This window comes from Methyloversatilis sp. NSM2 (genome assembly GCF_038066675.1).
Classification (GTDB): domain Bacteria; phylum Pseudomonadota; class Gammaproteobacteria; order Burkholderiales; family Rhodocyclaceae; genus Methyloversatilis; species Methyloversatilis discipulorum_A.
Map to the genome: position 1 here is coordinate 41122 of NZ_JBBUKV010000017.1, position 23881 is coordinate 65002.

A 23881-nucleotide genomic window follows, 5' to 3' on the forward strand; every position below is an offset into this window, starting at 1 on the left:
ACGACGGAACAAGAACACACCAGAGGAGACAGGCATGCAGATCGATCTGCGTACCGTATCAATCAAGCCGCAGCGACAGACCTACGGGCATATCGCGCGGCGCTTCGGCGACAAGCCCGCATCGCGCTATCAGGAAGGCACTTTCGACCTGCAGCCGACCGCCAACTTCCACTACCGCCCGACCTGGGACCCGGACCGCGAAATCTTCGACGCCTCGCGCACCCGGCTCACGATGAAGGACTGGTACGCGTTCAAGGACCCTCGCCAGTACTACTACGGCGCCTGGACGCTGGCGCGCGCGCGCCAGCAGGACACCGCCGAATCGAACTTCGACTTCGTCGAGTCGCGCAACCTCGGTGCGCTGCTGACCGAGGACGTGCGCCGGCTGGCGCTCGACATGCTGCTGCCGCTGCGTCATGTGGCCTGGGGCGCCAACATGAACAACTCGTCCATCTGCGCCTACGGCTACGGCACGGCGATCACCCAGCCCTGCATGTTCCACGCGATGGACAACCTGGCCATCGCCCAGTACCTGACGCGCATCGGCCTGCTGCTCGGCGACACCTCGTCGCTGGCCACGGCGAAGGAACACTGGCTGTACGCCGCCGACTGGCAGGGCTTGCGCCGCTATGTCGAGGACTGCCTGGTGGTGCAGGACTGGTTCGAGCTGTTCATCGCGCAGAACCTGGTGCTCGACGGTCTCGTGTACCCGCTGTTCTACAAGACCCTGGTCGAGGATGAACTGTCGCTGCGCGGCGGCACCGCGGTCGCCATGCTCACGCAGTTCATGACCGAGTGGTACGCCGAGACCGCGAAGTGGGTCGATGCGCAGATCAAGACCGCCTGCGCCGAATCGCCCGACAACGCGGCGCTGGTGCGCGGCTGGGTCAGCGCCTGGCAGGCGCGCGCGCTGGAGGCCGTGACGCCGCTGGCGCAAAGCGCGCTCGGTGAGCGTGCCGGCGCGGCGGTCGACGATCTCGCCACGCAGTTCGCGGCCCGCGTCGCCAAGTGCGGCGTGCCGGCCTGAGGTCGCGCCATGTCCAAGGTATTCATCGCGCTGCAGACCAACGACGACACGCGTCCGATCATCGAATCCATCCTCGCCGACAACCCGCACGCGGTGCCGGTCGAGTCGCCGGCGATGATCAAGATCGACGCTGAAGGTCACCTGACGGTGAAGCGCGAGTCGATCTCCGAACTGATCGGCCGCGACTTCGACCTGCAGGAACTGCACACGCACCTGATATCGCTGTCCGGCCATATCGACGAAAGCGACGACGAATTCACGCTGCACTGGAACGACTGAGTCATACCCGAGGGAGAACGCGGGACACGGACGGCCCACCGCAGAGGCCGCACCCGCTCCGTCATTGAGGAGAAGTACAGATGGACATGCAGGTACCGAAGAAGAAGCTGGGCCTGAAGGAACGTTACACGCTGATGACCCGTGATCTGGCGTGGGACACCACCTATCAGCCGAAGGAGAAGGTGTATCCGTACGCCGACTACGAAGGCATCAAGATCCACGACTGGGACAAGTGGGAAGACCCGTTCCGGCTGACTATGGACGCCTACTGGAAGTACCAGGCGGAGAAGGAGCGCAAGCTGTACGCCATCATCGACGCCTACAGCCAGAGCAACGGCCACCTCGGCGTGACCGACGCGCGCTACCTGAACGCGATCAAGATCTTCCTGACCGCGGTGACGCCGCTCGAGCACATGGCGCATCGTGGCTTCGCCCACGTCGGCCGCGCCTTCCCCGGCGCCGGTGCGCGCGTCGCCTGCCAGATGCAGGCGATCGACGAAATGCGCCACGCGCAGACGCAGATCCATTCGCTGTCGAATTACAACAAGTACTACAACGGCTTCCACGACGCGCCGCACATGTTCGACCGCGTCTGGTACCTGTCGGTCCCGAAGAGCTTCTTCGACGACGCGATCACCGCCGGTCCGTTCGAATTCATCGTGTCGATCGGCTTCTCCTTCGAGTACGTGCTGACCAATCTGCTGTTCGTGCCTTTCGTGTCGGGTGCGGCCTACAACGGCGACATGGGCACCATGACCTTCGGCTTCTCGGCGCAGTCGGACGAAGCGCGTCACATGACGCTGGGGCTGGAGTGCATCAAGTTCATCCTCGAGCAGGACCCGGCCAACCTGCCCATCATGCAGCGCTGGATAGACAAGTGGTGCTGGCGCGGCGTGCGCCTGCTGTCCATCGTCGCGATGATGATGGACTACATGCTGCCCAAGCGCGTCATGAGCTGGAAGGAAGCCTGGGAAATCTATTTCGAGGAGAACGGCGGCGCGCTGTTCAAGGACCTCGCCCGCTACGGCATCAAGATGCCGGCCTGCGCCGAACAGATCCGCCAGGAGAAGGAGCACCTGTCGCACCAGGTGTGGTCAGCTTTCTACAACTACAGCGGCGCCACCGACTTCCACACCTGGATGCCGACCGAAGAAGAAATGCAGTGGCTGTCGCAGAAGTACCCGGACACCTTCGACAAGTACTACCGGCCGCGCTTCGAGTTCTGGCGCGAACAGCAGGAAAAGGGCAACCGTTTCTACAACAAGACGCTGCCCATGCTGTGTCAGACCTGCCAGATTCCGATGCTGTTCACCGAGCCTGGCGACCCGACGAAGATCTGCTACCGCGAGCGCAGCTACAAGGGCAACAAGTACCACTTCTGCTCCGACCACTGCCAGCACATCTTCGACAACGAGCCGGAGAAGTACGTACAGGCCTGGCTGCCGGTGCACCAGATCTACCAGGGTAACTGCTTCCCGGAGGGCACCGACCCGACTGCGCCCGGCTTCGATCCGCTGGCCGCGGTGCTGGAGTACTACCGGCTCAACGTCGGTCACGATAACGGCGAGTTCGAAGGTTCGGAAGACCATCGCAACTTCGAAGCCTGGCGCGGCATGGCCAAGCGCAACGACTGAGGGGGACGAAGACATGCAAGTCGCTGCAGTGAAGGATTACGTCGGCGTGCCGCGCGACGTGGTCGACAACTTCCACGGCAACCAGCTCGTGTACGTCGGCTGGGACGATCACCTGATGTTCTGCGCGCCGCTGACCTTTCCTTTCCCGCCCACCATGCGCTTCGGCGACATCGTCGAGAAGGTGCTGCCCGGCGCCTACGGCTATCACCCGGACTGGGCCAGGATCGACTGGTCGAAGGTGGAGTGGATGAAGTCCGGCGAGCCGTGGGTGCCGCATTTCAACCGCACGCTGGCGGAGAACGGCATCGGCCACAAGGACGCCATCCGCTTCCGCACGCCTGGCCTGACCGGCATCAAGGGATCGTGCAGCTGATGGCTTACGCGCTGACCATAGAACCGCTCGGCCAGACGCTTGAGGTCGAGGACGACCAGACGGTACTGGATGCCTGCCTGCGGGCAGGCATCTGGCTGCCGCATGCCTGTTGTCACGGTCTGTGCGCCACCTGCAAGGTGCAGGTGACCGACGGCGAGGTGGACCACGGCGAGGCGTCCGACTTCGCGCTGATGGATTTCGAGCGCGAGGAGGGCAAGACCCTGGCCTGCTGCGCACGGCTGCAGAGCGACGTGACGATAGAGGCGGACATCGACGAGGAGCCGGACGCGCGCAACATTCCGGTCGAGGATTTCAACGGCACGGTGACCCGCATCGAACAGCTCACGCCGACGATCAAGGGGCTGTTCATCCGGCTCGACCGGCCGATCGACTTCCAGGCCGGCCAGTACATCAATCTGGACATCGGCGCCGAAGCCGGCATGAGTCGCGCGTTCTCGCTGGCCAATGCACCGTCGAACGGCAACGAAGTCGAGCTGAACATCCGCATCGTGCCCGGCGGCCGCGGCACCACCTGGATACACGAGTCGCTGCAGGCGGGCGACCGGGTGAAGCTGTCCGGTCCCTACGGCCGCTTCTTCGTGCGCGAGTCCGCGGCCAAGCCGCTCATTTTCATGGCCGGCGGCTCCGGGCTGTCGAGCCCGCGGTCAATGATTCTCGACCTGCTGGCCAAGGGCTACGCGCAGCCGATCACGCTGGTGTACGGCGCGCGCAACCGCGCCGAGCTGTACTACCACGACGACTTCGTCGCACTGGCGGCGGCGCACGCGAACTTCAGTTACGTGCCCGCGCTGTCGGACGAACCGGCGGGCAGCGACTGGGCGGGCTTCCGCGGTTACGCACACGAGGCGGCGCTGGCCCACTTCCGCGAGGACTTCCGTGGCCACCAGGCCTATCTGTGCGGACCGCCGGTCATGATCGACGCCTGCATCAACGCACTGATGCAGGGGCGGCTGTTCGAGCGCGACATCCACACCGAGAAGTTCTTCTCGGCGGCCGACGCGCAGCAGGTACGCAGCCCGCTGTTCAGGAAGATCTGATCGTGGGGCGTTCGTACAGCATCGTGCTCGAAGGCATCGGCCGCGAGTATCTGTGTGCGGACACGCAGAACGCGCTGCGCGGCATGGAGGCGCTGGGCGGCCGTGGCATCCCGGTCGGCTGCCGCCAGGGCGGCTGCGGCGTGTGCAAGGTGGAGGTGCTGTCCGGCACCTATACCGCCGGCGTGATGAGCCGCAGCGCGATCAGCGAGGACGACGAGCGCCGCCAGTGCGTGCTTGCCTGTCGCATCTATCCGACCAGTGACCTGAAGCTGAAGGTGGTCGGCAAGATGGCGCGCAGTGTCGAGGCGCTGAAGCAGGAGGCGGCGGAAAAGGGCTGACGGGGCGAGTCCTTGTGGGAGCGCGCTTGCTCGCGAAAGGGCCGCTGCACGCCGCGTGCGTCGATCGCCGCCGAGATCGCGAGCAAGCTCGCTCCCACAAGAGGCTTGCTCGTGCCGCCGACAAGGAGTGCTTCTTGTGGGAGCGGCCTTGGCCGCGACGGGGCGGTTGGGATCCGGCTGCGCCCGCCGTCAGCGCCCGTTCGCAACCTTGCGGCTTGCCGATTCCTGCGCGAACTCGGGGACGGCGGACACCGTGTGGAAGGCCCGCCAGATGTGCCCGGACAGCAGGCGGCAGGCTTCGTCGACGTCGCGCGCAATGGCCGCCTTGAAAATCTGTTCGTGCTCTTCATGCACGTCCTGCGGCACCGGCCGGTTCAGCACCGAGATGCGGCGATAACGCTCGGACTGGCGGTAGAGGATGGCCAGGAAGTGGCGTATCCAGCGCGAGTTGCAGGCGCCGATCAGCGTTTCGTGGAACACCCGGTTGCGGTCTTCCCACTCGTTCACGCTGCCATCCAGGTCGCCGGCCAGCTTTTCCTCGGCCCGGGTGAGCAGGTGGAAGGCGCTGACCAGATTGCCTTCCCACGCTTCGTCGCCGTTCTCGATGCTCTGCCGCAGCGCCTCGCTCTCCAGCATGACGCGGGTGCGCGTGATGTCCTCGAGGTCGGCCAGCGAAATTGGCGCCACGCGAAAGCCGCGCTGACCCTGTGCCACGACGAGTGAATCGCTCACCAGCAGCGCCAGCGCCTCGCGAAGCGTGCCGGCGCCCACCTCGTACTCGTCCTTCAGGTGCTCGACGCGAAGCTTCGCGCCGGGTGCGTGGCGACCTTCGATGATGTCGCGCCGCAACTGCCGGTAGGCGCCATCGACCAGTGTCTTCGGCTCGTAGGCGTCGCCGTTGACCTGGAAGTCGCCGGTAATCAGCTGATCCATTTGATGTTTCCCTGAATGCCCACGCGGGTTGTGGCGGGCATGTCGCCATTCTAGTTCCGAACTTTCTCCGTGAAAAGCCAAAAATCTCGAGAAAAAACGTTGACGTCGAGATAATCGTTTTATATCGTTAAGTCCATCGAATATCGATGAGCATGAGGTCGCGATACAGCGGCCCCGCGGAGGAGACGACATGGACGTGGCAGCACGGCAATCGACAGTGGGCTGGGAGGCGGCATCGGCGGCGGTCAGCGCCGCGGTGGCGCACGCGGCGTCCGTGGGCGCCTGCGTTAACGCGGCGGTGGTCGATCGCGCCGGCCAGCTCGTGTCCTTCCTCCGCATGCCGGGCGCGCCGCTGCACTCGGTCGATATCGCGATCGACAAGGCCTATACCGCCGCCAGCTTCGGTCTGCCGACCGGCGACTGGGCGGCAGCCCTCTCTTCCCATTCCGACGCGGTCCGCCAGGGGCTGCCGCTGCGCCCGCGCATGGTCATGTTCGGCGGCGGCCTGCCGCTGGTGGTGGCCGGCGAGCGCATCGGCGGCATCGGCATTTCCGGCGGTTCCGAAGCGCAGGACGAAGACTGCGCCCGCGCCGCACTCGCTGCGCTCGATTTGACCCCGGCGCGCTGACGCGCCGCTCCCACAAGAAAGAGATCGATGAAACAGATCAGCCACTTCATCAACGGCGAGTTCGTCGCCGGCCGCGAAGGCCGCCGCTTCGACAAGCGCTCGCCGCTGGACAACCGCGTCATCGCCTCGGTCAGCGAAGCCGGGCGCGACGAGGTGAATGCCGCGGTCGCCGCAGCGCGTGCCGCGCTCGAAGGCCCGTGGGGCCGCATGACGGTGACCGAGCGCACCGAACTGCTGTACGCGGTCGCCAATGAAATCAACCGCCGTTTCGACGACTTCGTCGCCGCGGAAGTGGCCGACACCGGCAAGCCGGTCAGCCTGGCCAGCCACCTCGACATCCCGCGCGGTGCCGCCAACTTCACGATCTTCGCCGACGTGGTCAAGAACGTGCCAGGCGAGTTCTTCGAAATGGCGACCCCGGACGGCCGAGGCGCGATCAATTACGCGCTGCGCAAGCCGGTCGGCGTGGTCGGCGTCGTGTGTCCGTGGAACCTGCCGCTGCTGCTGATGACCTGGAAGGTGGGTCCGGCGCTGGCCTGCGGCAACACCGTGGTGGTAAAGCCGTCGGAAGAGACGCCGCAGACCGCGACCCTGCTCGGTGAGGTAATGAACGCGGTCGGCGTGCCGGCCGGCGTCTACAACGTGGTGCATGGTTTCGGCCCGGATTCGGCCGGCGAATTCCTGACCACCCACCCGGGCGTCAATGCCATCACCTTCACCGGCGAGACGCGCACCGGCGAAGCCATCATGAAGGCGGCCGCCGGCGGCGCCCGGCCGGTATCGCTGGAAATGGGCGGCAAGAACCCGGCCATCGTGTTCGCCGACTGCGACTTCGATGCCGCCATCGCCGGCACGCTGCGCTCGGCCTTCGCCAACTGCGGTCAGGTCTGCCTCGGGACCGAACGCGTCTATGTCGAGCGCCCGATCTTCGAGCGCTTCGTTGCCGCGTTGAAGCAGGGCGCCGAGGCGCTGGTCATGGGTCGGCCGGAGAATGACGCCACCGGCATGGGGCCGCTGATCTCCGCCGAGCACAGACAGAAGGTGCTGTCCTACTACCGCCGCGCGGTGGAAGAGGGCGCCACCGTCGTCACCGGCGGCGGCGTACCGGACATGCCGGGCGAACTGGCCGACGGCGCCTGGGTGCAACCGACCATCTGGACCGGTCTGCCCGAAACCGCCGCCGTCGTGCGCGAGGAAATCTTCGGCCCCTGCTGCCACATCGCGCCCTTCGACCGCGAAGAGGATGCGATCCGCATGGCCAACGACACCAACTACGGCCTCGCCGCCTCGGTGTGGACCACCGACATCACCCGTGGCCATCGCGTCGCCGCCGCGCTCGACACCGGTCTGGTGTGGGTGAACTCCTGGTTCCTGCGCGACCTGCGCACGCCTTTCGGCGGCGCCAAGCAGTCGGGTATCGGCCGCGAAGGCGGCGTGCATTCGCTCGAGTTCTACACCGAGCTGAAGAACGTATGCGTGAAGCTGTGAGGACTGACGACATGAATGCACCGCTCAACCCCGAAGTCGCCCGCAGCATCGTCGCCGCCGGCATCACCACCAACTATCACGACCTGGGCAGCGGCTTTCCGGTGCTGATGCTGCACGGCTCCGGCCCCGGTGTCAGTGCCTGGGCGAACTGGCGACTGGTCATGCCGTCTCTGGCCGAACGCGCCCGCGTGATCGCGCCGGACATGGCCGGCTTCGGCTACACCGAGCGCCGCCCGGATCTCCGCTACGACATGGACACCTGGGTCGCCCAGGCCATCGGCATGCTGGACGCGCTCGGCATCGAACAGGCCGATCTGGTCGGCAACAGCTTCGGTGGCGGTCTGGCACTCCAGGTCGCCATCCGTCACCCGCACCGCATCCGCCGCCTGGTGCTCATGGGCAGCGTCGGCGTGCGCTTCGACATCACGCCGGCGCTCGACGCGGTGTGGGGTTACACGCCGTCGATCGAAACGATGCGCGGCCTGCTCGACCTGTTCGCCTACGACCGCTCGCTGGCCAACGACGACCTGGCGAAGCTGCGCTACGAGGCGACCATCCGCCCGGGCTTCCAGGAATCCTTCGCCGCCATGTTCCCGGCACCGCGCCAGCGCTGGGTCGATGCGATGGCCAGCCGCGCGGAAGACATCAAGGCGCTGCCGCACGAAACACTGGTGATCCACGGCCGCGAAGACCTGGTCATCCCGCTCGATACCTCGCTCACGCTGGCGCAGTGGATACCGAACGCGCAACTGCACGTGTACGGCAAGTGCGGCCACTGGACGCAGATCGAGCACGCGGCCCGCTTCGCGCGCCTGGTGGGCGACTTCCTAAACGAATGAGACCCCCACGCTCACTCCGCTCGCTGCCCCCCAAGGGGGCTGCGCTCGCCCTTGGGGCGGCCCGGCGGGCGGCGCGGCGCGGTCAATAACGATACGGAGCAGATGATGATGCAAGCCGACAAGATCCAGCAGTACGGCGACGAGCTGTACGCCGCGCTCACGACCCGCGAAACGGTGGCACCGCTGACCAGCCGCGAGCCGGACATCACGATCGAGGATGCCTACCACATCCAGCAGCGCATGATTTCGCGCCGGCTGGATGCGGGCGAGCGCATCGTCGGCAAGAAGATCGGCGTCACCTCGAAAGTCGTGCAGAACATGCTGAACGTGCACCAGCCGGACTTCGGCTACCTGCTTGACGGCATGATCTACAACGAGGGCGAATCGATTGCCGCGAACTCGCTGATCCAGCCACGCGCCGAAGGCGAGATCGCCTTCATCCTGAAGCACGACATCATGGGCCCCGGCGTTACCGGCGCCGACGTGCTGCGCGCCACCGAGTGCGTGATGCCCTGTTTCGAGATCGTCGATTCGCGCATCACCGACTGGAAGATCCGCATCCAGGACACGGTGGCCGACAACGCCTCCTGCGGCGTGTTCGTGCTCGGCGACCGCGCGGTGTCGCCGCGCAATCTCGACCTCGGCCTGTGCGGCATGGTGCTGGAGCTGAACGGCGACATCGTCGGCACCGGCGCCGGTGCAGCCGCCCTCGGCCATCCGGTCAATGCCGTGGTCTGGCTCGCCAACACGCTGGGCCGTCTCGGCATTCCGCTCAAGGCGGGCGAAGTGATCCTGTCCGGATCGCTCGCCGCCCTCATTCCGGTCAAGGCGGGCGACAGCCTGCGCATCGCCATCGGCGGCCTCGGCGGCTGTTCGGTGCGTTTCGTCTAGGACCGACGCCATGGCACGCATCGCGCCCCTGCCGATCGAGTCTACGCCGGACATGGCGGCCGACTTCGCCTTCTTCGAGCGCACGCTCGGCTTCGTGCCGAACAGCCTGCGCACGATGGCGTACCGGCCGGCGCTGGCGAAGGGCCTGATCGCGCTGAGCCGCGGTGTGTACGACCCGGCGGGCGAGGTCGATCTGGGCTTCAAGCGCCTGATCGGTCACGTCGCCAGCATGGCGGCCGGCTGCCTTTACTGCCGTGCGCACACTGCCACCAGTGCGCTGCGCCACGGTGTGGCCGCGGAAAAGATGGCGGCCATCGCCGACTACCGCAGCAGCCCGCTTTTCTCCGACGCCGAACGCGTGGCGCTCGATTTCGCGCTGGCCGCGGCGAGCCAGCCGAACGACGTGACGGACGAACTGTTCGCCGGCCTGCGTGCGCACTGGAACGAGGGCCAGATCGTCGAGCTGCTCGGCGTGATCGCGCTCTTCGGCTTCTTCAATCGCTGGAACGATTCCCTGGCAACGACGCTTGAGTCCGAGCCCCTTCAAACCGCTGGCAGCGTGCTCGCGAACACCGGCTGGTCGGCCGGCAAGCACGCCGCCGGAGACGAGGACATCCCCGCATGAACAAGATCAAATGCGCGCTGATCGGGCCCGGCAACATCGGCACCGATCTGCTCTACAAGCTGAAGCGCAGCCCGGTACTGGAACCGGTCTGGATGGTCGGCATCGACCCGGCGTCGGAAGGTCTGGCGCGTGCGCGCGACATGGGCATCAAGACCACCAGCGATGGCGTCGACGGCCTGCTGCCGCACGTGAAGGCGGACGGCATCCAGATCGCCTTCGACGCGACCAGTGCCTACGTGCATGCAGAGAACTCGCGCAAGCTCAATGCGCTGGGCGTGATGATGATCGACCTCACGCCAGCGGCCATCGGCCCCTTCTGTGTGCCACCGGTGAACCTGAAGGAACACGTCGGCAAGCGCGAGATGAACGTGAACATGGTCACCTGCGGTGGCCAGGCCACCATCCCCATGGTGGCGGCGGTGAGTCGCGTGCAGCCGGTGAGCTACGGAGAGATCGTCGCCACCGTGTCCAGCCGCTCGGTCGGTCCGGGTACGCGCAAGAACATCGACGAATTCACCCGCACCACCTCGGGCGCCATCGAGCGTGTCGGCGGCGCGGCGAAGGGCAAGGCCATCATCGTGATCAATCCGGCCGAGCCGCCGCTGATCATGCGCGACACCATCCACTGCATTACCGAATCGGCGCCGCGCGCGGCCGAGATCGAGGAATCGGTGCAGGACATGATCCGCCAGGTGCAGGCCTACGTGCCGGGCTACCGCCTGGTCAATGGCCCGGTGATCGACATGGACACCCACCGCGTATCCATCTTCATGGAAGTCGCCGGCCTCGGCGACTACCTGCCGAAGTACGCCGGCAATCTCGACATCATGACCGCCGCCGCCGCGCGCACGGCCGAGATGTTCGCCGAAGAAATCCTGAACGGCTCGCTCTCGCTCGAGCCCGTCCCCGCTTGAGCGCAAAGGACACGACCATGAATCTCAAGGGCAAGAAGGTCACGCTGCACGACAACACGCTGCGCGACGGCATGCATCCGAAGCGTCACCAGATCACGCTGGACCAGATGCTGGCGGTCGCGCGCGGCCTCGACGAGGCGGGCATGCCGCTGATCGAGGTGACGCACGGCGACGGCCTCGGTGGCGCCTCGGTCAATTACGGCTTTCCGCTGCACACCGACGAGGAGTACCTCTCCACCGTCATTCCGGCGATGAAGAACACCAAGGTGTCGGCGCTGCTGCTGCCGGGAATCGGCACCGTCGATCACCTGCGCATGGCACACGAACTGGGTGTGCACACGATACGCGTTGCCACCCACTGCACCGAAGCCGACGTGTCGGAACAGCACATCGGTCTGGCGCGCAAGCTGGACATGGACACCGTGGGCTTCCTGATGATGGCCCACATGATCGAGCCGGACAAACTGGTCGCGCAGGCGAAGCTGATGGAAAGCTACGGCGCCAACTGCGTGTATGTGACCGACTCCGCCGGTTACATGCTGCCGGACGACGTGACGGCGCGCGTGAGCGCGGTGCGCCAGGCGCTGAAGCCTGAAACCGAGATCGGCTTCCACGGCCATCACAACATGTCGATGGGCGTGTCGAATTCGCTGGCCGCGATCGAGGCCGGTGCGAACCGCATCGACGGCTCGACCAACGGTCTGGGCGCCGGCGCCGGCAACACGCCGCTGGAGGTGTTCGTCGCGGTGGCCAACCGGATGGGCATCGAAACCGGCGTCGATCTGTACCGCATCATGGACGTGGCGGAAGACCTGGTGCTGCCGATGATGGAACACCTGGTGCGCATCGACCGCGACTCGCTGACGCTGGGCTATGCCGGCGTCTATTCCTCCTTCCTGCTGTTCGCCAAGCGCGCCGGTGCCAAGTACGGCATCGCGCCGCGCGACATCCTGATGGAGCTGGGTCGCCGCGGCATGGTGGGCGGTCAGGAGGACATGATCGAGGACACCGCGATCACGATGGCGCGCGAGCGGGCGACCGCGGCGGCGGAGGGCTGAACGATGAACCTCGACCGCACCACCATTGCGCTGCTCGCCGAGCGCCTCGAAAACTGCGAGCTGGAAGCCCGCGACACCACCAAGATCACCGACGACCACCCGGACATGGACTGGGAGGACGCCTATGCGGTGCAGGACGCGATACGCGCCCGCAAGCTGGCGCGCGGCGCACGCATCGTCGGCCTGAAGGCGGGGCTCACCTCACGCGCCAAGATGAAGCAGATGGGCGTCGAAGACCCGGTGTTCGGCTTCCTGGTCGATGACTTCGCGGTCGCCGACGGCGGCGACATCGACACCAAGAAGCTCATCCACCCCAAGGTCGAGCCGGAGATCGCCTTCGTCACCAAGGCGCCGCTGCGGGGCCCGGGCTGCCACATCGCCGCGGTGCTCGCCGCCACCGACTTCGTGGTGCCGGCGATCGAAATCATCGATTCGCGCTACCGCGACTTCAAGTTCGACCTGAAGAGCGTGGTCGCCGACAACTGCTCGTCGTCGCGCTTCGTGGTCGGCGGTACCGCCACGCCGGTCGAAGGCCTGGACCTGCGCACGCTGGGCGTCGTGCTTGAGAAGAACGGCCAGCCGGTGGCGCTCGGCGCCGGTGCAGCAGTGCTCGGCCACCCGGCGGCGGCGATCGCGATGCTGGCCAACATGCTCGGCCGGCGCGGCGAGGAGATCCCGGCCGGCACGCTCATCCTGTCCGGTGGCATCACCGAGGCGGTCGCCGTTGCGGCCGGCGACAGCGTGAGCCTGCGCATCCAGTCACTCGGTTCGACCAGCGTCCGCTTCGTCTGACCGCCCTTCGCCCATCAGGAGAAACGAACCATGCCATTCGCACAGATCAACCTGATCGAAGGCCGGACCGAGGACCAGAAGCGCGCCGTCATCGAGAAGGTGACGCAGGCGCTGGTCGAGGCGGTCGGCGCACCGCGTGAAACGGTGCGCGTGATGATCGTCGAGGTGCCGAAGTCCCACTGGGGCATCGGCGGCGTCAGCGCAAAGGACCTCGGGCGCTAGCCGCGCACCGCCACACGACTCAGCCCAATCGACGACCCGGCCGCAGAGCCGGGCAAGGAGGAGAAATACATGAACCATCACGGATTCAGGGCGCTGGCCGTCTGCGCTGCGCTCGCTTCGTTCGCCACCGGCTGCACCCAGGCGCCCGATCTGTCGGCGGCGCGTGCCGAGGCGCAGAAGCCGGTGCAGCGTTACGACGCCATCCAGGCGCTGGCCGCGCACGGCGAGAAGGTCGCGGCCGGCACCCGCAGCGGCGCGGTGCTGGTGTCGTCAGACGGCGGCCGCAGCTGGAATCGGCAGCCCATCGCCGGGCCGTCGTCGATCACCGGCATGGACGTGTGCCCGGACGGCCGCTTCATCGCCATCGATTTCTACCGGAAGCTGTGGACGGCCGACGCCCAGCTGTCCGCCTGGACCGCGCAGCCGCTGGAAGCGCCGCACACCGCGCTGGCCGTGCACTGCGACCGTCAGGGCCGCTGGTGGGTCGCCGGCACCGGCGCGCTCATCGTGCGCAGCGATGACCAGGGCAAGAGCTGGGTCAAGACCGACCTGCAGGAAGACCTGCAGATCACCACGGTGCAGATGGTCGACGAACTGAACGGATTCGCCACTGGCGAGTTCGGCACCGTGGTGGTCACGACGGACGGCGGTCACACCTGGGCCAAGCGCGGTGCGCTGCCCGAGGAGTTCTACCCGTACGCCGCGCTGTTCGTGTCGGCCAGCGAAGGCTGGGTCAGCGGTCTGGCCGGGCAGGTCGTGCACACCACAGACGGCGGACTGACCTGGGCGCCGCAGATGAATCGGGCCGGCGCACCGCTGTATCGCATCTTCGTGCACGCGGGCGCACCGCACGCGGTCGGCGCCGGTGGCGCGGTGGTGCGTCTGCAGGGCGAGGAATGGGTGGCCGTGGCCTACCCGGACGCCCGGCCGGTCCCGCTCGCGGCCGGCACCTCGGTCGCCGCGAACAACACCCTTCTGATCGGCGGGCCTGGCGGCCTGCTGCGTGCCGTCGCCGACGGCGGCTCATCCAAACCCGGAGCAGCGAAATGATCGCCCCGATCCGCAAGTCCATCACCCACTCGCTGCACAAGGCCGAAGAGTGGATCTTCGCCAACCCGAAGATCGTGCTCAGCCTGATCTTCCTGGCAACGCTGGTGTTCGCCGCCGCGCTGCCCAAGCTGCGCATCTATTCCGACTTCTCGGATCTGCTGCCGCAGGAGCACAGCTACATCCAGACCTACAACCGCATCAAGGAGAACTTCGGCGGCGCCAACATGATCGTGATGGCGATCGAGGTCGAGCAGGGCACGATCTTCAACAACGACACGCTGAAACTTGTGCATGAAGCCACGCAGGGCGTGGACAACCTGCCCAGCGTGAACCACAACCTGGTGTCCTCGCTGACCCACCGTACCGCGCGCAAGGTGTTCCTGTCGCCCGAGGGCAGCTTCGTGTCGCAGCCCTACTACGACCCGGCGAAGACCTATTCGGCGGACGAACTTGCGCAGATGCAGCGCGACGTGATCGCCAATCCCAACCTGTTCGGTCTGATGGTGTCGCCGGATTTCAAGGCGGCGCTGATCAAGGCGCAGCTCAACGAGAGCGAGCTCGACTACGTCGAAACCTTCGCCGCGCTGCAGAAGGTGCGCGACACGCTGGCGCGCGACGGCCACAAGGTGCACGTGACCGGCAATCCGGTGCTGACCGGCTGGGTCTATACCTACCTCGACCAGATCGTGCAGATCCTGGCGTGGACGCTGGCGCTGCTGGCAACGCTGCTGATCGTGTATTTCCGCCGCCTCTATGGCATCGCGCTGCCGCTGCTGGGCATCGCGCTGTCGTCGATCTGGGGCCTGGGCTTCATGGCCATGGCCGGCATCAACCTCGAACCGCTGTCGCTGCCCATTCCCTTCCTGATCGCCGCCCGCGCCACTTCGCACGGCGTGCAACTGGTGGTGCGCTACTACGAGGAACTGGCCATCGTGAAGAACGGCAAGCAGGCCGCGCGCAACGCGCTGGATGCGCTGTTCCGCCCTGGTTCTCTGGCCATCATCGTCGACGCGGTGGGCATCGCGGTGCTGGTGCTGGGTGCCGCGCCCTTCAACTACAAGCTCGGCCTGGCCGCCGGCTTCTGGGGTTTCTCGGTCATCTTCACGGTGCACTTCATGGTGCCGCTGGCACTGACCGTGCTGCCGCAGCCGAAGACGATGGAGAACGCCAACGAGGGCGTGCGCAACTTCCTCGGCAACGCGATGGCGCGTACCGGCGGCACTGACGGCGGCGCGCGCGCCATCCTGTTCGCGTCGCTGGCCTGCGTCGTCGTCGGCAGCTGGTACGTGGCCAAGGTGCAGCTCGGCGAGTCCGAACCCGGCAGCCCGCTGCTCAACCGCGACCACGACTACAACGTGTCGACGGCGGCCATCAACACGCTGTTCCCCGGTTCGGAAGAGCTGCACATCGTCGCCCGTACCGAAGAGAAGGGCGGCATCAAGCGGCCCGAGGTGATGCACGCGATCGAGCGCTTCCAGGCGCACATGCTGTCCGACCCGACGCTGGGCGGCGCGCGTGCGTTGCCGGGCGTGGTGCGCGTGGTGAACCAGCTCACTCACAACGACGATCCGCGCTGGGCGCAGATACCGGACAACGCCGACGAGGTGGGCGGCCTGATGTTCGCCTATATGGCGTCCAGCCCGATTCCGGGGGCGCTGAAGGAGTACATCAACCCGGACGAGAACGAAGCCAACATGGTGTTCTTCTACAAGGACCACCAGGCGGAAACCATCAACCGGGTGGTCGCGCTCGCCGAAGAGGGCAAGGCGCGCATCGAGGCCGAGGTGCCGGGCCTGAAGATAGAGCTGGGTGGCGGCATCATCGGCGTCACCGCAGCGGCCAACCAGGCGCTGCACACCGACCACATGATCATCATTCCGGCGGTGATGCTGCTGGCCTTCCTCCTGGTGATGGCCTACTACCAGTCGCTGCACGCTGGCTGGCTGATGGTGCTGCCCATGCTGTTCGCCACCGTCATGACCTATGCCTACATGGGCTGGGCCGACATCGGCATCAGCGTGAACACGGTGCCGGTGATCGCGGTCGGCGTCGGCGTCGGCATCGACTACGCGGTGTACTTCATGGACCGCATCCGCGAGGAAATGGCGGTCACCCGCAACATCCATCGCGCCGTCGTCAATGCGGTCGCCACCACCGGCTACGCCGTGTCATTCACCGCCGCGACGCTGATCGCCGGTGTCGTCATGTGGATCTTCATGTCCGACCTGCGCTTCCAGTCGGATGCCGCTGTCCTGCTGTCCTTCATGCTGGTCGTCAATGCGCTGGCCGCGATGCTCATCGTGCCTGCCTGGTGCGTGGTGTTCCGCCCGCACTTCGTGGTTGCCACCCACTACGACGAGGACGGTGTGCTGGAAGAGGACGACGCGCCGCGGGACGTTGCCCGTGCAGCCGCCTGATCAAACGCTTCAACCCTCCGGGCGGATGTCCGTCCGCCCGGCAAAACAGAGAGAGTCAGCAGTGCGATAGCAGGACAAACAGGAGGAGGACAAGGTGGACACATACAAGAAGAGGAGCCACCTCGCGGCCCGTGTCGGGCTGGGAGGGGCACTGTGCGCACTCGCCGCACTGAACGCGATGGCGCAGGACAACCTGCCGGACCTGGGCAGCAGCCAGGACAAGTGGAAGGTCGACGTCTATTACGAGAACGACACCCGTTTTCGCGGCAAGGACAACACCAACCGCACTGTCGGTCTTTCGAAGTTCCGCAACACGCTGCAGATCGAGGCGGACAAGGCGCTCGGCAACGGCTGGGAGTTCCATGGCGTGCTGCGGGGCACCTTCGACGGCGTCTATCGCATCAACGACGACCAATACGGCAAGGAGGCCGGCGGCGCCATTAACCTGGACACCACCGATCCGGCCGGTGCCTTCGGCGGCACGCGCTCGACGCCGCACGGTCAGGGCGTGGTCGGTGACAACGGCCTGATCGACACGCCCTCCTTCGGCTTCGATCTGAACCGCAACCCGAACGACGGCCTGCGCGTGCTCGGCGATCGCTGGCACGATGTGGAGGGCGGAGCCGCCTTCGGCGTGCCGGTGCGTCCCTGCGACTACGACAGCCGCGGTTGTACCGACTTCGGTGGCTATGGCGACAAGAAGCGGTCGGAACTGGAGTCACCCGAGTTCAATTCGCGTCTGGATTTCATCCGCGAAGCCTATGTGAAGAAGACCTTCGCGCTCGATGATCAGCGCTCGATCTTCCTCAAGATCGGCAAGCAGCAGGTGGTGTGGGGCCGCACCGACCTGTTCCGCGTGCTCGACGTGATCAACCCGGTCGATTACTCGCGAAACAACATCTATGACGAGCTGGAAGACATCCGCATTCCGATGTGGATGGTCCAGGCCGAGTACCGCATGGGCGGCAGTGAAACCATGCAGGAGCGCAACCTGCAGGTGGTGTGGAACTTCGACCAGTTCCGCGCCAACAACCTCGGCCAGTGCGGCACGGCCAACGTCATCCTCGACGCCGGCTGCTTCTTCCGTGGCATGAAGAACCTGTGGGACAACGGCGGCACGGTGGCCAACTTCGCCAACATTCCGGGCGTGCCTGGCTCCTATCTCGCGACCGACTTCGGCCCCGGCCAGATCGGTCTGGCCGACGTGCATCTGCCGGGCTGGAAGCTGAAGAACACGCAACTGGGCGTGAAGTACGAAGGCGTGACCCAGAGCGGTCTGTCCTTCTCGCTGAACGCACTGACCTACCGCTCGCAGCTCCCAAGCCTGCGCGGTGGGCGCCGCGGCACCAACGGTTTCACCGGCGAGTTCCGTGACTCTTGGCCCTACCTGATCTCTTTCGACATGCACTTCCCGCGCGTGAACCTGATCGGCGGTTCGATGGACTTCGAGTGGGAAGCTGCCAACGCGGCGGTGCGCGTCGAGGCGGCGCTGACCGACGGCGAGGAATTCGCCAACACGTCCAAGCCGGAGCTTTACTCGAAGAACAACGTGTTCCGTGCGGTCATCGGTGTCGACCGGCCGACCTTCATCCCCTTCATCAATCCGCGTCGCACGACGCTCATTTCCGGTCAGCTGTTCTACCAGCACATCTTCAACCACGACGACCAACGCGGCCCGATGGGCGGCCGCATCGGCATCCCGGACTGGGAGGACAACGTGATCGGCACGCTGCTGATCAAGGCCTTCCTGAAGAACGACCGTCTGAGCCCGCAGATCATCTTCGCGCATGACTTCCGCGCGCAGGCGACGGTGGCCGCTCCGCAGGTCGAATGGCTGCTCAGCGACAACCTGAAGTTCGCCATCGGCGCCAACGTGAAACTGGGCAGTGACAACGATCGCTACAAGTACGACGACTGCCGCGCCTGCAATCCGTGGCCGCCCTTCACCTCGGGCAATTACGGCGGCGATCCGACCCAGGCCTTCTCGCGCGGCCTCGCCGGCCTCGAACCTCTCGGCCGCTTCCGCGCCGGCCCGATCGGTGCCGCGTGGGCCGAGGACGAGATCTACGCAACCCTTCGCTACAAGTTCTGACCTTCCACCGCAGTGCCGGGGCGTGCGCCCCGGCTTCACAGGAGACGCACGCAATGAACAAGCTACTCGCCGCCGGCCTGCTCGCAGCCGGACTGTGCACCCAGGCCTTCGCCGCCAGCGAAGCCGATGTCGAAACCGCCTTCGAGCCGTACAAGAAGGGCTTCCCGACCTTCCCTGGTCTCAGTGCCGGCATGACCATCAACAAGGACAACGTCGACCAGTTCAAGGACGCGCTGGACGCCGGCATGTACATGGTGATCAAGAACGGCTGGTACCAGATCAAGGTCGGTGAAACGCTGAGCTTCCCCAACCCCAAGGGCTATGTCGAAGCGACCCGCAAGAATCTGAACAAGACCAAGCTGGGCGCCAAGACCGGCGAGATCGAAGGCTTTGCCGGTGGCCGCCCCTTCCCGGAAGAGCCGAGCACCTCGGACCCGCGCGCCGGCGAGAAGGTGGCCTGGAACTTCAAGTACGGCGCCAACTGGGGCGACAACGCCGCCATCCACCCGTTCTACTGGAAGTACCGCAACATGACGACCGGCCAGCTCGAACGGACGCTGAAGTTCAATTTCTTCTTCCTGAACTTCAAGCACCGCACCGACCACGCGCCGACGCCCGAGGTATCGCCGAACGCGGCCAATCTCTACCGCGCCATCTACGCCCAGGTGCTGGAACCGCAGGATCTGAAGAACACCCAGCTGCTGATACAGAAGTACGAAGACGACACCAAGTTCGACGACGCCTACCTCTACCTGGGCTTCCAGCGTCGCGTGCGCCGCCTGGCGGCAGGCCAGGTGACCGACTCCTTCCTCGGCTCCGACCTGATGATCGAGGACTTCGAGGGGTATGAGAGCCGCGTGTCCGACATGCAGTGGAAGTTCGTCGGCACGAAGAACCTGCTGATGCCCTACTACAAGCACAACGACATGAAGCTGTCGGACGAATTCAAGGAAGAGGACGGCTACAAGTACGTGAGCTTCACCGGTCAGGGCGAATGCTTCCCCGACATCACCTGGCAGCTGCGCAAGGTGCACGTCGTCGAGGCGGTGCCGGTCAACAGCAACCACCCGGTCGGCAAGCGCATCATGCATTTCGACGCGCAGGTCTATGGCGCGTCGCGCACGCTGGTGTACGACCGCAAGGGCGAGCTGTGGAAGAGCTGGACCATCGGCAAGGCGCACCCGGACTTCCACCTGCCGATCAACAAGGGCACTGGTGTTGCGCTCGACGATTCCTTCTCGATGGTGGACGTGCAGGCCAAGCACTGCACGACCGGCCAGTTCAAGGGCAAGGTCGATCCCAAGCTGAGCCCGGCCAACCTGTTCCAGGTGCAGAACATGCGCGGCGGCAACTGAAGCCTGCCCCCGTCACGCCTGTCCGCGTGACGCCAACGATGATGTGAGCAGTACTCCTCGTTCCCGCTCGTCGGGAAGCGCCCCGCCCCGGTACCCCCCGCGGCGGGGCTTTTTTTCGCCGCTGTCGGGTGCGTCTGTCGTGGTGCCGCGGCACTTCTCCATATGCGGAAATGCGGATTTCACAAATCCGGAAGTGCAGTCCGGAGTGCGCGGTGAATGCCGCGCTGATATTTGTAATCGGCATCGAATCAATGGCTTGCGCTGAAGGATGAGCTTGGCACGCTCGTTGCAAAACCGGAGTCGGCGTGGCCTGACGGCCGCGCACGACAAGAACATCCGGAGGAAGAATGCAGCACAGTCCCTGCGCCGCGCTTTGGTCGCGCGCCCATGCCGAAGGCGTCCGCACATGAGCGCGCCGAACATCCCGGTCGTCGTCACCCGCCACGCGCGGGTCGCCGACGACATCGTCCACATCGTGCTCGAATCGCCGGCGGGCACGCCGCTGCCGGCCTTCGCGGCCGGTGCCCACATCGACGTCGAACTGCCGAATGGCCTGGTGCGCCAGTACTCGCTGCTCGGCGACCCGGCGCAGGGGCGGCAGTACGAACTGGGCGTGCTGCGCGAAGCGACCGGCCGCGGCGGTTCGCGCAGCGCGCACGACGACCTGCACGCCGGCATGCACATCCGCATCGGCGCACCGCGCAACCTGTTCGCGCTGCTGCCGGCGCGCCGTTCGCTGCTGTTCGCCGGTGGCATCGGCATCACGCCGATGCTGGCGATGGCGCAGCAGCTGGCGCACGGCCAGTCCGACTTCACGCTGCACTACTGCGCTCGCTCGCCGGCGCGCGCCGCCTTCCTCGACCGGCTGCGCGATGCACCCTGGGCCGACCGCGTGCGCCTGCATTTCGACGACGGCGATGCGCGGCAGAAGCTTGATGCCGCGGCCGTGCTGGCCGCGCCCTCAGCCGACACGCACCTGTACGTATGCGGGCCGACGGGTTTCATGGATCACGTGATCGGCAGCGCACGCGCGGCCGGCTGGGCCGACGCCAACATCCACGCTGAATCTTTCGCCGCGACCGACGGCGCGCGCAGCGGCGACCAGGCCTTCGCCGTGCAGCTCGCGCGCAGCGGTCGCGTCGTGCCGGTGGCCGCCGGGCAGACGGTGGCGGCGGCACTGGCCGCGCATGACGTCGAGGTGCCGCTGTCCTGCGAACAGGGTATCTGCGGCACCTGTGTCACCCGCGTGCTGGCCGGCGAACCGGATCACCGCGACATGTACTTCAGCGACGCGGAGAGGGCGGCGAACGACTGCTTCACGCCCTGCTGTTCGCGCTCGAAATCCGCCGTGCTGGTGCTCGATCTCTGATCGGAGCCCGCCGGCCTGCAGGACCGTCCGGTGTCCGCCGGGCGCATTACGACAAGACGGAGGAGACAACAGAATGGAAACGAAAGCACTGGAAAAGAAGGTCGAGTTCCTGACGGACTGCTGGTATGTCGCCGCGCTGTCGAGCGAGGTACCGGCCGACGGCATGTTCCACCGCCGGATACTCGACACCTCGGTGCTCATCTACCGCAAGGCGGATGGCTCGCCGGTCGCGCTGCACGACCGCTGCCCGCACCGGTTCGCGCCGCTGCACCTGGGCAAGCGCATCGGCGACGATGTGGTGTGCGCCTATCACGCGCTGCGCTTCGACTGCAGCGGCGCGTGCACCCACAACCCGCACGGCAACGGCCTGATCCCGAAGGCGGCCAAGGTGCGCAGCTTTCCGCTGCTGGAGAAGTACGGCTTCGTGTGGATCTGGATGGGCGACGCCGCACTGGCCGACCCGGCGAAGCTGCCGGACTTCGGGCCGCTCGACGAGGGGCATCCGAACGCGCTGGCGCACACCTATATGCGCATGGACGTGAACTACGAGCTCATCATCGATAACGTGATGGATCTGAGCCACATCGACCATGTGCACAGCGAAATCATCAGTACCCGCGGCCAGCTGTCGCCGCTGGTGCCGGCGGTGAAAGAGGGTGCGGACAGCGTGAACGCCCGCTGGGAGTGGAGCCAGCAGCCGGCCATGCTCATTTTCGCGAACTTCCTGCCGGATCCTGCCGCGCCCGCCCGGCACTTCTTCGACATCACCTGGACGCCGCCGGCCAACATCCAGCTCACGGTGGCGGCGGTGCAGGACGACGGCCCGCTGACGCTGGAGCACTGCACCGGGCAGTACGACCTGCACACGTGCACGCCGGAATCGGCGACGACCACCCATTACTACTTCGCCACCCGGCGCAATCACGACGTCGACAACGCCGAGTACAACGCGATGAAGATACGCGCCATGCACGCCGCCTTCGAAAACGAGGACGGCCCGGTCATCCAGGCGACGCAGGACGAAATGGGCACCACCGATTTCTTCTCGCTGAACCCGGTCTTGATGAGCAACGACATCGCCGCGGTGCGCGTGCGCAAGCTGCTGAAGAAGCTGATCGAGGCCGAACGCAACGGCACGCTGCGCGCGGTGGGCTGACGCGGGGTGCCTCGCGGTCACGGCTGGAAATTGCCGCGGGTCGCCCTCATCTGCCCGGAACGACTTTTCGGTCGTCACGATTCCGTGTCATCGTGGCGGCCGAAATTCATTGCGGAGAAGAGCGTGACCGAATTGCTGGCCCAGTATGGGCTGTGGCTGATTTTTCTGGTGGTGCTGGCGGAACAGCTGGGCCTGCCGATACCGGCGATGCCGCTGGTGATGCTGGCCGGCGCGCGGGTGGCGGATGAGCCGATGTACGGCGTGTTCGCGCTGCTGGTGGCGGTGGCCGCGTCCTCGCTCGGCGACCTTGCGTGGTACGTCGCCGGCAGACTGCAGGGCCACCGCGTGCTGCGTCTGCTGTGCCGCATTTCGCTGTCGCCCGATACCTGCGTGCGGCAGAGCGAATCCACCTTCACCCGCTACGGCATCGCGACGCTGGTGATCGCCAAGTTCGTGCCGGGGCTGTCGACGATTGCGCCGCCGCTGGCTGGCGCGCTGGGCATGCGGCCGTCGGCCTTCATGCTGTTCAACACTGCTGGCGCCGTGCTGTGGGCGGGCGCCGCGCTGGTGATCGGCCTGCTGTTCGCGACGCAGATCGAGGCGGTGCTCGATGCGTTGGCCGAACTGGGTGCCTACGCGGCGGCCCTTGTCGGCGTGCTGTTGGCGCTCTACATCGGCTGGCGCTGGATCGAGCGTCGTCGGGCGCTGCGTCAGCTGCAGTCGGAGCGACTGGCGCCGGAAGAACTGCTTGCCATGCTCGACCGCGGCGACGCGGTCACGGTGGTCGATGTGCGCTCTGGCCTCATCGTCGATGCCGAGCCGGTGCGCATTCCCGGCGCGCTGAGCATCACGCTGGAGCAGATCGACGCACACGCGCACCGTCTGCCGAAGGACGGCGTGCTGGTGACCTACTGCGCCTGCCCGAACGACGTGTCGGCGGTGCGCGCGGCACTGAAGCTGCACGCGGCCGGCCTGCGCCATGCCCGACCGCTGCGCGGCGGGATAGAAGGATGGCAGGCGGCGGGGTATCGGGTGGAAGTGATGGGGGCATCGGCGCTGTCTGACGGCCGCGTGCTTGCTGGCGACAGCAGCCTTTGAAACGAAGCTACGGTTCGCGACAGCCCTGTCGCGGCCAAGGCCGCTCCCACGGTGCGTGCGCCTGATCCGTGGTCGGAGCCGGGGTTCTGTGGGAGGGGTCTTCTGACCCCGACAGCAGCGTGAATCGAAGCCGGCGGAGTGCCACGGCCGCATCGCGGCCAAGGCCGCTCCCACGGGAACAGACCTGATTTGCCGCTACGGCCAGGCTTTTGTGGGAGCGAGCTTGCTCGCGATGGCGGCCTGAA

At 66.1% G+C, this 23881-nt stretch carries 23 protein-coding genes; 22 read left to right on the plus strand and 1 reads right to left on the minus strand.

Annotated elements, in window-relative coordinates:
* Nucleotides 1–34: 34 nt before the first annotated feature.
* The 6 genes from WJU27_RS19115 to WJU27_RS19140 all read left to right on the plus strand — a co-directional run bounded on the left by WJU27_RS19115 (nt 35) and on the right by WJU27_RS19140 (nt 4709).
* Nucleotides 35–1027, plus strand: a complete 993-nt coding sequence (locus WJU27_RS19115) for an aromatic/alkene monooxygenase hydroxylase subunit beta (protein ID WP_020165943.1) — start codon at nt 35–37, stop codon at nt 1025–1027.
* A gap of 9 nt (nt 1028–1036) precedes the next feature.
* Entirely contained in the window at nt 1037–1306 is a 270-nt protein-coding gene (locus WJU27_RS19120) for an MmoB/DmpM family protein (RefSeq protein WP_020165942.1), read from the plus strand.
* 80 nt (nt 1307–1386) lie between these two features.
* Nucleotides 1387–2940 (plus strand): aromatic/alkene/methane monooxygenase hydroxylase/oxygenase subunit alpha, encoded by a 1554-nt coding sequence (locus WJU27_RS19125; protein ID WP_020165941.1) that lies wholly within the window; start codon nt 1387–1389, stop codon nt 2938–2940.
* 13 nt (nt 2941–2953) lie between these two features.
* Nucleotides 2954–3313: a phenol hydroxylase subunit P4 gene (locus tag WJU27_RS19130; RefSeq protein WP_020165940.1), complete on the plus strand. Its 360-nt coding sequence runs from the start codon at nt 2954–2956 to the stop codon at nt 3311–3313.
* Nucleotides 3313–4371 carry an NADH:ubiquinone reductase (Na(+)-transporting) subunit F gene (locus WJU27_RS19135; protein WP_341423111.1) on the plus strand — a complete coding sequence of 353 codons (1059 nt, stop codon included), beginning with the start codon at nt 3313–3315 and terminating at the stop codon, nt 4369–4371. Before WJU27_RS19130 ends, WJU27_RS19135 begins: the two co-directional genes overlap by 1 nt.
* A 2-nt stretch (nt 4372–4373) precedes the next feature.
* Nucleotides 4374–4709 carry a 2Fe-2S iron-sulfur cluster binding domain-containing protein gene (locus WJU27_RS19140; RefSeq protein WP_341423112.1) on the plus strand — a complete coding sequence of 112 codons (336 nt, stop codon included), beginning with the start codon at nt 4374–4376 and terminating at the stop codon, nt 4707–4709.
* A gap of 189 nt (nt 4710–4898) precedes the next feature.
* Here WJU27_RS19140 and WJU27_RS19145 read toward each other — a convergent pair whose 3' ends face one another.
* Complete coding sequence (locus WJU27_RS19145) at nt 4899–5642, minus strand: GntR family transcriptional regulator (RefSeq protein ID WP_341423113.1); 744 nt, start codon at nt 5640–5642, stop codon at nt 4899–4901.
* A 190-nt stretch (nt 5643–5832) separates the two neighbouring features.
* On the opposite strand from WJU27_RS19145, the gene WJU27_RS19150 reads away from it, so the two are divergent.
* The 16 genes from WJU27_RS19150 (at nt 5833) to WJU27_RS19225 (ending at nt 23636) form a co-directional block, all read left to right on the plus strand.
* On the plus strand, nt 5833–6270 hold the full coding sequence (locus WJU27_RS19150) for a GlcG/HbpS family heme-binding protein (RefSeq protein ID WP_341423114.1): 438 nt from the start codon (nt 5833–5835) through the stop codon (nt 6268–6270).
* Nucleotides 6271–6297: 27 nt separating this feature from the next.
* Nucleotides 6298–7758 (plus strand): 2-hydroxymuconic semialdehyde dehydrogenase, encoded by a 1461-nt coding sequence (locus WJU27_RS19155; protein ID WP_341423115.1) that lies wholly within the window; start codon nt 6298–6300, stop codon nt 7756–7758.
* A gap of 11 nt (nt 7759–7769) precedes the next feature.
* Nucleotides 7770–8597 carry an alpha/beta fold hydrolase gene (locus WJU27_RS19160; protein ID WP_341423116.1) on the plus strand — a complete coding sequence of 276 codons (828 nt, stop codon included), beginning with the start codon at nt 7770–7772 and terminating at the stop codon, nt 8595–8597.
* Nucleotides 8598–8702: 105 nt separating this feature from the next.
* Nucleotides 8703–9488 (plus strand): 2-oxopent-4-enoate hydratase, encoded by a 786-nt coding sequence (gene dmpE / locus WJU27_RS19165; RefSeq protein WP_304011707.1) that lies wholly within the window; start codon nt 8703–8705, stop codon nt 9486–9488.
* 10 nt (nt 9489–9498) lie between these two features.
* Nucleotides 9499–10113, plus strand: a complete 615-nt coding sequence (locus WJU27_RS19170; RefSeq protein ID WP_341423117.1) for a carboxymuconolactone decarboxylase family protein — start codon at nt 9499–9501, stop codon at nt 10111–10113.
* Nucleotides 10110–11027, plus strand: coding sequence for an acetaldehyde dehydrogenase (acetylating) (locus WJU27_RS19175; protein ID WP_341423118.1), 918 nt, complete (start codon nt 10110–10112; stop codon nt 11025–11027). Before WJU27_RS19170 ends, WJU27_RS19175 begins: the two co-directional genes overlap by 4 nt.
* Nucleotides 11028–11044: 17 nt before the next feature.
* Nucleotides 11045–12085: a 4-hydroxy-2-oxovalerate aldolase gene (gene dmpG, locus WJU27_RS19180; RefSeq protein WP_341423119.1), complete on the plus strand. Its 1041-nt coding sequence runs from the start codon at nt 11045–11047 to the stop codon at nt 12083–12085.
* Between the two features lie 3 nt (nt 12086–12088).
* Nucleotides 12089–12877, plus strand: a complete 789-nt coding sequence (gene dmpH, locus WJU27_RS19185) for a 2-oxo-3-hexenedioate decarboxylase (protein WP_020165927.1) — start codon at nt 12089–12091, stop codon at nt 12875–12877.
* A 30-nt stretch (nt 12878–12907) separates the two neighbouring features.
* The gene (locus WJU27_RS19190; protein WP_008064271.1) at nt 12908–13099 is read left to right on the plus strand and encodes a 4-oxalocrotonate tautomerase; all 192 of its coding nucleotides are present in this window, start codon (nt 12908–12910) and stop codon (nt 13097–13099) included.
* Between the two features lie 69 nt (nt 13100–13168).
* Nucleotides 13169–14149, plus strand: a complete 981-nt coding sequence (locus WJU27_RS19195) for a WD40/YVTN/BNR-like repeat-containing protein (protein WP_341423120.1) — start codon at nt 13169–13171, stop codon at nt 14147–14149.
* On the plus strand, nt 14146–16566 hold the full coding sequence (locus WJU27_RS19200) for an efflux RND transporter permease subunit (protein ID WP_341423121.1): 2421 nt from the start codon (nt 14146–14148) through the stop codon (nt 16564–16566). The genes WJU27_RS19195 and WJU27_RS19200 overlap by 4 nt, the downstream gene beginning before the upstream one ends.
* Nucleotides 16567–16660: 94 nt before the next feature.
* Complete coding sequence (locus WJU27_RS19205) at nt 16661–18658, plus strand: DUF1302 family protein (RefSeq protein ID WP_029143849.1); 1998 nt, start codon at nt 16661–16663, stop codon at nt 18656–18658.
* Nucleotides 18659–18711: 53 nt separating this feature from the next.
* Nucleotides 18712–20013 (plus strand): DUF1329 domain-containing protein, encoded by a 1302-nt coding sequence (locus tag WJU27_RS19210; protein WP_341423122.1) that lies wholly within the window; start codon nt 18712–18714, stop codon nt 20011–20013.
* A gap of 406 nt (nt 20014–20419) precedes the next feature.
* Nucleotides 20420–21382 carry a PDR/VanB family oxidoreductase gene (locus tag WJU27_RS19215; protein WP_341423123.1) on the plus strand — a complete coding sequence of 321 codons (963 nt, stop codon included), beginning with the start codon at nt 20420–20422 and terminating at the stop codon, nt 21380–21382.
* Nucleotides 21383–21455: 73 nt separating this feature from the next.
* Nucleotides 21456–22538: an aromatic ring-hydroxylating dioxygenase subunit alpha gene (locus WJU27_RS19220; protein ID WP_341423124.1), complete on the plus strand. Its 1083-nt coding sequence runs from the start codon at nt 21456–21458 to the stop codon at nt 22536–22538.
* A gap of 123 nt (nt 22539–22661) precedes the next feature.
* Entirely contained in the window at nt 22662–23636 is a 975-nt protein-coding gene (locus WJU27_RS19225; protein ID WP_341423125.1) for a VTT domain-containing protein, read from the plus strand.
* Nucleotides 23637–23881: the final 245 nt, after the last annotated feature.

Coding starts and splice junctions, on each gene's coding strand:
- WJU27_RS19115 (WP_020165943.1), top strand. CDS start 35: ATGCAGATCGATCTGCGTACCGTATCAATCAAGCCGCAGCGACAGACC.
- WJU27_RS19120 (WP_020165942.1), top strand. CDS start 1,037: ATGTCCAAGGTATTCATCGCGCTGCAGACCAACGACGACACGCGTCCG.
- WJU27_RS19125 (WP_020165941.1), top strand. CDS start 1,387: ATGGACATGCAGGTACCGAAGAAGAAGCTGGGCCTGAAGGAACGTTAC.
- WJU27_RS19130 (WP_020165940.1), top strand. CDS start 2,954: ATGCAAGTCGCTGCAGTGAAGGATTACGTCGGCGTGCCGCGCGACGTG.
- WJU27_RS19135 (WP_341423111.1), top strand. CDS start 3,313: ATGGCTTACGCGCTGACCATAGAACCGCTCGGCCAGACGCTTGAGGTC.
- WJU27_RS19145 (WP_341423113.1), bottom strand. CDS start 5,642: ATGGATCAGCTGATTACCGGCGACTTCCAGGTCAACGGCGACGCCTAC.
- WJU27_RS19150 (WP_341423114.1), top strand. CDS start 5,833: ATGGACGTGGCAGCACGGCAATCGACAGTGGGCTGGGAGGCGGCATCG.
- WJU27_RS19155 (WP_341423115.1), top strand. CDS start 6,298: ATGAAACAGATCAGCCACTTCATCAACGGCGAGTTCGTCGCCGGCCGC.
- WJU27_RS19160 (WP_341423116.1), top strand. CDS start 7,770: ATGAATGCACCGCTCAACCCCGAAGTCGCCCGCAGCATCGTCGCCGCC.
- dmpE (WP_304011707.1), top strand. CDS start 8,703: ATGATGCAAGCCGACAAGATCCAGCAGTACGGCGACGAGCTGTACGCC.
- WJU27_RS19170 (WP_341423117.1), top strand. CDS start 9,499: ATGGCACGCATCGCGCCCCTGCCGATCGAGTCTACGCCGGACATGGCG.
- WJU27_RS19175 (WP_341423118.1), top strand. CDS start 10,110: ATGAACAAGATCAAATGCGCGCTGATCGGGCCCGGCAACATCGGCACC.
- dmpG (WP_341423119.1), top strand. CDS start 11,045: ATGAATCTCAAGGGCAAGAAGGTCACGCTGCACGACAACACGCTGCGC.
- dmpH (WP_020165927.1), top strand. CDS start 12,089: ATGAACCTCGACCGCACCACCATTGCGCTGCTCGCCGAGCGCCTCGAA.
- WJU27_RS19190 (WP_008064271.1), top strand. CDS start 12,908: ATGCCATTCGCACAGATCAACCTGATCGAAGGCCGGACCGAGGACCAG.
- WJU27_RS19195 (WP_341423120.1), top strand. CDS start 13,169: ATGAACCATCACGGATTCAGGGCGCTGGCCGTCTGCGCTGCGCTCGCT.
- WJU27_RS19200 (WP_341423121.1), top strand. CDS start 14,146: ATGATCGCCCCGATCCGCAAGTCCATCACCCACTCGCTGCACAAGGCC.
- WJU27_RS19210 (WP_341423122.1), top strand. CDS start 18,712: ATGAACAAGCTACTCGCCGCCGGCCTGCTCGCAGCCGGACTGTGCACC.
- WJU27_RS19215 (WP_341423123.1), top strand. CDS start 20,420: ATGAGCGCGCCGAACATCCCGGTCGTCGTCACCCGCCACGCGCGGGTC.
- WJU27_RS19220 (WP_341423124.1), top strand. CDS start 21,456: ATGGAAACGAAAGCACTGGAAAAGAAGGTCGAGTTCCTGACGGACTGC.